Annotated in this window: 9 protein-coding genes; 4 read left to right on the forward strand and 5 right to left on the reverse strand. The window is 40.6% G+C overall.

Features of this window, described 5'->3' with window-relative positions; translation table 11 throughout:
* Positions 1-2,224: mechanosensitive ion channel family protein (locus AC1DPZ_RS17410; protein WP_477405672.1), on the forward strand; the 2,224-nt coding region annotated here is incomplete at its 5' end.
* Here AC1DPZ_RS17410 and AC1DPZ_RS17415 read toward each other — a convergent pair.
* On the reverse strand, positions 2,193-3,245 hold the full coding sequence (locus AC1DPZ_RS17415) for a glycosyltransferase family 2 protein (protein WP_477405674.1): 1,053 nt from the start codon (positions 3,243-3,245) through the stop codon (positions 2,193-2,195). The genes AC1DPZ_RS17410 and AC1DPZ_RS17415 overlap by 32 nt on opposite strands.
* Complete coding sequence (locus tag AC1DPZ_RS17420) at positions 3,242-4,126, reverse strand: lysophospholipid acyltransferase family protein (protein ID WP_477405676.1); 885 nt, start codon at positions 4,124-4,126, stop codon at positions 3,242-3,244. The genes AC1DPZ_RS17415 and AC1DPZ_RS17420 overlap by 4 nt, the downstream gene beginning before the upstream one ends.
* A gap of 35 nt (positions 4,127-4,161) precedes the next feature.
* Here AC1DPZ_RS17420 and AC1DPZ_RS17425 point away from each other — a divergent pair, with 35 nt between their 5' ends.
* Positions 4,162-4,779, forward strand: a complete 618-nt coding sequence (locus tag AC1DPZ_RS17425) for a WbqC family protein (RefSeq protein ID WP_477405678.1) — start codon at positions 4,162-4,164, stop codon at positions 4,777-4,779.
* On the forward strand, positions 4,780-5,904 hold the full coding sequence (gene corA, locus AC1DPZ_RS17430; RefSeq protein WP_477405680.1) for a magnesium/cobalt transporter CorA: 1,125 nt from the start codon (positions 4,780-4,782) through the stop codon (positions 5,902-5,904). It begins immediately after the preceding gene.
* A gap of 115 nt (positions 5,905-6,019) precedes the next feature.
* Here corA and msrA read toward each other — a convergent pair whose 3' ends face one another.
* Both msrA and AC1DPZ_RS17440 read right to left on the reverse strand, forming a co-directional pair.
* Positions 6,020-6,676: a peptide-methionine (S)-S-oxide reductase MsrA gene (gene msrA, locus AC1DPZ_RS17435; protein ID WP_477405682.1), complete on the reverse strand. Its 657-nt coding sequence runs from the start codon at positions 6,674-6,676 to the stop codon at positions 6,020-6,022.
* 79 nt (positions 6,677-6,755) lie between these two features.
* Positions 6,756-7,019, reverse strand: coding sequence for a DUF3820 family protein (locus tag AC1DPZ_RS17440; protein WP_477405684.1), 264 nt, complete (start codon positions 7,017-7,019; stop codon positions 6,756-6,758).
* A gap of 101 nt (positions 7,020-7,120) precedes the next feature.
* Between AC1DPZ_RS17440 and AC1DPZ_RS17445 the strand changes: the two genes are divergently transcribed.
* On the forward strand, positions 7,121-7,348 hold the full coding sequence (locus tag AC1DPZ_RS17445; RefSeq protein WP_477405686.1) for a hypothetical protein: 228 nt from the start codon (positions 7,121-7,123) through the stop codon (positions 7,346-7,348).
* 75 nt (positions 7,349-7,423) lie between these two features.
* On the opposite strand, the gene AC1DPZ_RS17450 is transcribed toward AC1DPZ_RS17445, so the two are convergent.
* Positions 7,424-8,466, reverse strand: a 1,043-nt coding sequence (locus tag AC1DPZ_RS17450; protein ID WP_477405688.1) for an MFS transporter, incomplete at its 5' end; no start/stop codon positions are given.

The raw sequence follows: 8,466 nt of genomic DNA on the forward strand, positions 1-8,466 counted from the left end.
ATCAAGCACCCTGCGCTATTTGTATGCCATCCGCGATGTTTTAACCCGGAGTGACGACCAGTTAGACTTGTGGCAGGATCAACTGGCCGACATTAATACCAAACTGGTTCAAAACCAAACTGACCTTAATGCCATTTCGAAAGATAGTGTGTTAAAGATTTTGCCTTCTGACAGTTCATTGGCTACTACCTATCTCATCCAAAAAATAGCTATAGATAGCAAATACCACAGGCTGGATACTGTTAACAAAAAGTTGATGGTAAAAATAGGCCTCCTTCAAAATCGTGCATCCGCCGTTTATATCGGTGTGCTTGATTTGAAAGACCAGATAGACCTGAAGATCAGAAATTTCAGTATCCGCGCTTTATCTGCAGAATATAGCAATATATGGGAGATGAAGGCCGATGAGGGTACTGATTTTGGCGATGCTGTTTCAAAATCAGCCACCATGAACTCCAAATTGTTGAACTTTTTCATTGGTCGTGATATATTGATCCACCTGGCCGGATGTTTATTGTTAATCGGCTTTGGATTATGGGTTTATGCCAGCCGTAAGAAAATTCTAAAGATAAATGAAGCGCCCRACAATATATTTAGCCAGGCTAATTATGTAGTTAATTACCCCATTGTTTCTTCGGTAATTGTAACATTTACCTTATTACCTAATTTTTATGATCATCCACCGGTTGTAGTGTTAGAGGTATTTTTCCTGGTACTTATCAGCGGGATATTATACCTGGTGAATAAAGCCTGCCCTAAACCATTTTTTAATTATTTAATGCAGCTTTATGTGCTAACTATACTTTACTGTCTCAGTAATTTATTTGTACAGGTTGCTAATGCCGATAGAGTGGCAGTGCTTATCCTGGGTATAGCATCGGCATATATTAGTATCAGGTTTGTAAGTATTGTACGCAAAGCGCCAGGTGATTTTTTACCATATACAGGCCTGGTAATTAAGCTTTTTATATTGCTGCAGGCATGTTCATTTATCTGTAATGTATTTGGCCGCTTTAGCCTGGCTAAAATAATTGGTGTAACCGCCATACATAACCTGTGGCTTGTATTAAGCATGTATTTTGTAGTACAGATACTAATGGAAGCCTTGTTTTTACAATTGGAAGCCAGTAAAAACAATAACAGCATTAGCTCATTTATTGATTTTAAGCTGCTTAAAAACAGGTTCAAAAGCGTACTCACAGTATTAGCAAGTGCGCTTTGGCTGGTTATGCTTACCCAAAACTTAAGTATTGAAGATGCCGTTTTTGACCGCCTTGCCGCTTTCCTTACCGCAAACCGCAGCATTGGTGGCACCAATACGCAGTTTACCTTTCAAAGTGTCATTATATTTTGCGTGGTGATATGGCTATCAACCCTTACTTCAAAAATCATCAGCTATTTTTACGATATATCTGCCAAACACCATAACGATATGGATGTGCTGAAAAAGAAAAACCGCACCTCTACCCTGCTCATCCGTATCGGGGTTATAGCGGTTGGTTTTTTCCTGGCAGTTGCAGCTTCTGGCGTTCCGCTGGATAAGATCACCATTATTGTAAGCGCCTTTGGAATAGGTATTGGTTTTGGTTTGCAGAATATTGTAAATAACCTGGTTTCGGGATTGATACTGGCCTTTGAAAAACCTATCCAGGTCGGCGATATTATTGAGGTAGATAACCGCTCGGGTACTATTATGGATATCGGTATCCGCGCCAGCAAAATTGCTACCGGCGACGGCGCAGAGGTAATAATTCCTAATGGCGACCTGATATCGCACCATGTAATTAACTGGACCCTAAGCAATAACAACCGCCGTGTTGAACTGATTGTAGGTGTGGCTTATGGCTCAAATATCGAAAAGGTAAAAGGTTTGCTTACGGATTTATTGAACAACCACGAAGACATCATGGCCGAACCTGCTCCCTCCGTATTTTTACATAGTTTGAGCGAAAGCTCTGTTGATTTTAGGTTGTTTTTCTGGGCCGATGATATAAATACTTGGCTTGGACTTAAAAGCCGTGTATTGACTGACATTTACGATACTTTCAATAAAGAAGGGATCGAGATTCCTTTCCCTCAACAGGATATGCATGTTAAATTTCCGCAGGAAATGCCTGCTTTGAATATTCCGGTAAATAAGAAAAGCAAAGCTAAAGCAGATAAAACAACTGAAGACCCAGGTGCCATTAATACTAAACCAGGTCGGCCTGCGGCAGATCAGTAAACCTGGTTTTCTTTTTAACAAAAAACTGCCATACAATACTGCCTTTGAAGGTTCCTTTTAAGTGAGTAGTGAATGATGAATCTGGTAAAATAACTTTTGACTTTTGACTTTTAGATTTTGACTTAAATAACCCTGCAAAAAAGCTTTGGTGTGCCCTGCTAACCGCCCAGGCATCTTTGCGCTTACCTTCTGTCAAAAATCGTAGCAAAGCCAACAGATCCATCCATATACGGATACTGATAAGCCAAAATGCTCTCCAGAAAGGCAGGTTATTTTTAATCAACAACAAATTGTTCCGGAAGTTGAGATAGGTTTTAAAGGGGTTTTCTGCATTCAATGTGCCCCCACCTACGTGATATACCGTTGATTGTGCACAATACATTACCTTGTAACCCATGTTTTTTAAGCGCCAGCATAGGTCTATTTCTTCCATGTGTGCAAAAAAAGATTCGTCAAATCCACCGGCAAGGTCCCAATATTTCTTTTTAATAAATAAGGACGCACCCGATGCCCAAAATATTTCGCCCGACTGCTCATATTGCCCATGATCCTTTTCTACTTCATTAAACAGTCGTCCGCGGCAAAATGGATAGCCATAAGCATCAATAAAACCACCGGCAGCGCCTGCGTGCTCAAAAGTATCTTTTTGCGCGTAAGCCAGTATTTTAGGCGCAGCAGCGGCAATTAGGTCATCACTTTCCATCAGGCTTACAACCGGCTCAATCCAGCCAGGTACTACTTCCACATCCGAGTTCAGCAGGATATAGTAATCGGCATCAACCTGGGCCAAAACCCTGTTATAACCACCTGTAAAGCCATAATTCGTATCATTCTGTATGATCCTGATGGATGGGTAATTATCGCGGACAAATGCCACAGAATCATCAGTAGAAGCGTTATCGCCCATTACAATTTCCAGCGCAGGCCAGGTTGAGGCCAAAACCGATGGAAGAAATTGCTTAAGATATTTAGCGCCGTTCCAGTTTAAAATAACTACGGCAACTTTGGGTTTATTTATCATGTATGTTTGTCCTCCGGCTTAAACTTCCACCTCCGGTGCGACCATAGCCAATATTGTGGTTCCCGCCTGATCATGCTTTCCAGGTATTGCACATGTGTGTCGGTAATTTCATGCTCGGCTGTCTGCTTCGCATTTTCTGTTAAGGGAATTAGCGTATAGGTATAATAGCCACGTTTAACGCGTTTCATGTCGTAAAAAACAACGGCCGCATCAATTGTTTTGGCTATTTTTTCGATGCCCAAAAATACGGCAGTAGGCTGGTTTAAAAAGCGGGTAAAGTAAGTCACCTCGTGCATAACGGGAGTTTGGTCGCCAACAAGTACACTTACGGTTAATTCCTTTCGGTATTCTACCATCTTGCGCATAGTTTGCTTCATGGCAACAGGCTGCCCCCCAAACCGGGATCTGATTTTGATAAAAAAGTCATTAAACGTAGCGTTCGACAGCGGTTTATAAACTATCATAAACCTTTTATCGGTTACGAAATTAAAGTTCAGCGCCGCCATTTCCCAATTGCAATAATGACCCGCCACTGCAATGATGCTTTTACCTTTGGCAAAATATTCATGCACCAGTTCGGCATTGGTAGCTACCACCCTTTTTTGGATCTGCTTTTCAGATACAGTGATCATTTTTACCGTCTCTACCATCAAATCGGCAAGGTAGCGGTAATATTTGTGTTCAATATCCTCACGCTCTTTTTCTGATTTTTCAGGGAAAGCATTAGCTAAATTTTGTTGCACCACCTGTCGGCGGTAATGTACTATGTAGTAGATAACAAMAAATAAAACATCAGATACGAGATATAAAAACCAGAAGGGCAATAATGATATGAGGTATAAAAATAATATCCCCAGTCTTAAAAACCCTTTTTTTATCATTATTTTAACCAATTTTGAACGCAAACATAAAATATATGATTGAAAAAGGTGCTGTATTACCTATGTTTTATCTTCCGCCGGTTGAATATTTTGTACAATTAAATACGTACAAGACTGATATACTGATAGAAAGAGAAGAGCATTTCCCCAAACAAACTTACCGCAACCGGGCTAATATTTATTCGCCCGAGGGTATCCTTACACTGGTGGTGCCGGTGGTAAAAGGGTCAAAAACCCATACAAAAATTAAAGATGTTAAAATAAGTTATGATTTCGAATGGCAGCGCCTGCATTGGCAAAGCCTGGGTGCCTGCTATCGCCGGTCGGCTTATTTTGAATATTATGAGGACGACCTGGCAGTTTTTTACGATAAAAGAAAGCAAATTCCATATTTGTTTGATTATAACGAACAGCTTTTACAACTGCTGCTTAAATTCATCAAAATAAAAACGGAAATAAAATATACCGATGAATACYATGCGGAGTATACGTCCGTTCCAGACTTCAGAGCATCTATCCACCCTAAAAAAGAAATTGAACTGCAACAAAAACCGTATTTTCAGGTTTTTGAAGACCGGCAAGGCTTCCTGCAAAATTTGAGTATTGTCGATTTAATTTTTAACCAGGGCCCGCAAGCCATAAATTATTTATAAATGAACAATATTATAAAAAGGGTTAAATATAACGCACGCCGCAATGCAGGAAACGTTGGCGACAGCCCGGGTATGATTCGCGTACCGGATGGTGCCCTTAAGCCGCATATAGCCATGTTTAGCTATAACAAAGATGAACTGATAACATCCGAAGGCAAAGATATTAAGGTGATACTATCGCAGCTTAAAAAGTGCGATAACCATACCCACTGGATAAAAGTAAATGGCCTTGGCGATGCAAAACTGATAGAGCAGATAGGCGTTCATCTTAATATAAACCCATTAGTACTGGAAGATATTGCCAATATCCACCAGCGCCCTAAGTTTGATGAGTATGAAGATTATGTATTTAGCACCAGCCGCATTGTGCATTTTAACAGTGAGGACGAACTGATAAATCACCAGTTTTCGGCCATTATAAAGGATAATCTGATTATTAGCTTTGAAGAAGACCATAAAGAGTATTTTGAAGCCGTAAAGGCCCGTTTAAAAGCCGGCAAAGGCGCCATACGTACTGCAGGGCCAGGCTATATGTGTTACGCCCTAACCGATACCATAATTGACACCTACTTTATTTTACTTGCCCAGATAGGCGACAAACTGGATAGCATAGAAGATAAGGTATATAACGATGCGGATAAAAGCATCATGTTTAATTCGCAGCAGATAAAACGCACGCTTATTATCATCCGCCGTGCAAGCTGGCCCGAGCGGGATAAGATCAATGATATGATCCGCTCCGAAAGTGCACTGATAACGCCGGAAGTAAAGCTTTTTTTGCGCGATGCATATGACCATTGCATCCAGGCAATGGATTTGATTGAAAACTACAAAGAGGTAACCTCCAGTATTATCGACCTGTATTTATCAATGGTGAGTAACCGCATGAACGAGATTATGAAGGTACTAACTATCATCTCGGTTATATTTATTCCGCTCACCTTTATTGCCGGTATTTATGGAATGAATTTTTCCCGCCAGGATGATAAAGGACATTTGCTGCCTGATAACATGCCCGAGCTTTACTGGCATCATGGCTATGTATACGCTATTATCTTTATGTTTTTGATAGCGATTATACAGGTTGTTGTTTTTTGGAAAAAGGGATGGTTTAATAAATTGTAAAAAATCCCACAGCCCCACCCAAACCCTCCCCGGAAGGGAGGGCTTTTATTTAAGCCGTTCTGTATTCCTGCAAAGTTTTTTAAGTCTCCCCTACCGGGGGAGATTTAGAGGGGGCTTATTTCACAAACTCCGGCTTCAAATCCGCAGCCATCGCCTTCCTGAATTTCATCACTTTAGGTGTAGAAACCGACTCGATATACAGTTGATTCAAATGGGTTTTGTAATAGCCCTGGTGATAATTTTCGGCCGCATAAAATACAGTGAAAGGTACAACCTGTGTAACTACCGGGTTAATGTAATGCTTTGATTCGTTCACTTTTTTAATAGTAGCCAGCAAGGTGTTCTTTTCCTCGGGCGTACGATAAAAAGCTACGGAACGATAATCGGTACCCTCATCCGGCCCCTGGCGATTTAATGTAGTAGGATCATGTGCAAAGAAAAAAGCCTCAGCCAGTTTAGCATAACTGATCATTTTGGGATCATAATACACCTGTACAGTTTCGGCATGGTTGGTGGTACGGGTGCTAACCTCTTCATAGGTGGGATTTTTGTTGTTACCACCGGCATATCCTGATATTACTTTGTTAACCCCTTTCAGCTCAAACATAGCCTCGGCCATGCTCCAGAAACAGCCGCCGCCAAAAGTAGCAAGAGCCTCCCCGGTTTTGGGTTTAGGTAATGTAGCAATGGCATCACCACCCTGTTTTGGCTGACCATTTGCACAGCCAACAAATAAAAATACACCCGCGATATATAAGATTAACTTGTTCATGATTATGATATTTTTTACTATTTAGACGTATATACGCAGCAAACCTTACAGCCGGATGGTCACAATAAGGTAATCTTGGTTATTTAAGTTTAGGGCTGATACCTCCCCCATTCCGGAGTGATTTTTTGACCATAAACAGTATATCGCCCAGACCATTTGTTTTTATCTCGAAAACGGTTGACAGCATCATACCGAGTTTATCTTTAGTAAAACCCTTGCCGGCCATCCATTCCAGGTAACTTATAGGAATATCGGCTATAATAGTGCCTTTATATTTACCGTAAGGCATTGGGGTTTGTACAATATCTACCAGTACTTTAGGATCGGGTTGTAAGTTTTCCACGGAAGTAAAGGTAATGTTTTTGAGGTTAGCTGATTGTAATCAGCACTACAAGTAATACAAACACAAAGCAATATCAGGTGTTATTATAAAAATTATAAACTATGGAACAGCAAATTGAGGCCACGTTAACCGGCACCGACAGTACAATTGATGGTATTTTGCAGCCTATTACTTACGGCAACTTCACTAAAGCATATGAATTTAAATCTGTTGATGGTACATTACACCTGATTATAGCTAAAGATAACGATGGTGAATGGATCAGGTTAACAGGAACCGAACCCTATTTATCCAGTTGGATAGAGGAGTTGGCAGAGCAGGTAAGTTGACTTACGACATAATTTAACAATAAAAAAGTGCCGGGAACAGACGTACCCGGCACTTTTTTATTGTTCGTACCCCTATTATAGGTTTATAGGTTTCATTTTAGGTACAAGCATGTGCATAATTAACCATGCTAAAATGTAGGCGCTGCCACAAACAAAAAACATAATATAGTAGGCAATTTCTATTTTGTGAATAGCCCGATAATGTACAAATAGATTTTTTTGTACAACAAGGGATAAAAATACGCCGCCTATTGATCCAAACATGCCGCCTATACCTGTAACCGAACCAACAGACCTTTTTGGAAACATATCAGACACCGTAGTAAATATATTTGCGCTCCATGCCTGGTGTGCCGAAGCTGCTATACCAATTACAATTACTGCAAGCCACATATTAATTCCGCCTAAAAGCTGCGCGAAAATAATAGGGATTACAAAAAGTGCGTAAACTAACATAGAAGTTTTCCGGGCTTTAAAAACAGGCCAGTTCTTTTTGATCAACTGCATTGGTATCCATCCTCCGCCAATACTTCCTAATGTCGACATCGTATATACCAAAGCTACCGGGATTGCTATAGCCGTACCCTTTAAGCCATATTGGCTTTCTAAAAAATCGGGAAGCCAAAACAGGTAAAACCACCAGATAGGATCAGTCAAAAATTTACCGATCACAAATGCCCAGGTCTGCTTAAAGGTCAACAATTTGCCCCATGATATTTTTTTAGTTTCAATTAACTGTTCATTTGGGGTAGCATCCTGCTGGTCGCTATTGATATAATCAAGTTCTGCTTTAGATATATATTTATGTTTGGCAGGAGTTTCATAATACAAGTACCAAAGCAAAAGCCATATAAAACCAATTGAACCGGTAATAATAAATGCCCAGCGCCAGCCCCACGTAACTGCAATAAACGGAACTGTTAGCGGGGCTACAATGGCGCCAATGTTTGAACCGGAATTAAAGATCCCTGTTGCAAACGCCCGTTCTTTTTTTGGAAACCATTCGGCTACTGTTTTAATTGCTGCAGGGAAATTACCCGCCTCACTTATTCCTAACGCCGAACGGACAACGCCAAAACCAAACGTACTACCAACAAATGCATGGCATACGGCGGCAA

Source organism: Mucilaginibacter sp. P4_G9 (assembly GCF_056400985.1).

Excerpts from the sequence above, each read along its gene's own strand:
- AC1DPZ_RS17415 (WP_477405674.1), bottom strand. The coding sequence starts at position 3,245 with ATGATAAATAAACCCAAAGTTGCCGTAGTTATTTTAAACTGGAACGGC.
- corA (WP_477405680.1), top strand. The coding sequence starts at position 4,780 with ATGAACAATATTATAAAAAGGGTTAAATATAACGCACGCCGCAATGCA.
- msrA (WP_477405682.1), bottom strand. The coding sequence starts at position 6,676 with ATGAACAAGTTAATCTTATATATCGCGGGTGTATTTTTATTTGTTGGC.
- AC1DPZ_RS17445 (WP_477405686.1), top strand. The coding sequence starts at position 7,121 with ATGGAACAGCAAATTGAGGCCACGTTAACCGGCACCGACAGTACAATT.